1 protein-coding gene is annotated in these 529 nt (G+C 34.4%); it reads left to right on the top strand.

Annotated elements, in window-relative coordinates; translation table 11 throughout:
* Window positions 1–529 (top strand): hypothetical protein (locus tag OL66_RS00900; RefSeq protein WP_034172091.1); only part of this gene is annotated, 529 nt, incomplete at both ends.

Raw genomic sequence — 529 nt, 5'->3', positions numbered from 1 at the left:
TTAAAGCCAAATACACCTTCGATGGCCTTAATGGAATCGGATATTATCAACAACAACTCGCTAACAAAGACAAAATTGGATCTTTCCAATTTATGAACATCCAAAAACTTATCGAAATCCAAAAAGAACCCTCTAACTTAGTTTGTTACATCAAAGACCGTCATCCTTTCGACCGTTGGAATAAAAATGGCGATACTTACAACCATACCACTTTAAATGGATTCAAATCCGCTTCTTTCGATACTAAAAATGACAGCCATTTACATTATTATATCAATTTCGAAAAACAACAACACAAAGGCCCAGGTGGTAATTGCTTAATCGTTAAATACAAAGGACCTAAACACTTCTTAGAAGACGACAAAGACTATTACCTTGGTGATGCTTTCGTTCACGATGATAACTTTAATTTAACCCATTTCCATCTCCACTTCAACCCAAAAAGAAAAACTTTATCAATTTACCAAGATAAACACAATAACGATAAAGCCAAAGAAGTCGAATATAAACAAAGAACCAGCGATGACTG

It is taken from the genome of Chrysanthemum yellows phytoplasma (assembly GCF_000803325.1).
GTDB classification, from domain to species: domain Bacteria; phylum Bacillota_I; class Bacilli_A; order Acholeplasmatales; family Acholeplasmataceae; genus Phytoplasma; species Phytoplasma asteris.
This window is presented reverse-complemented; position numbering and strand designations above follow the sequence as displayed.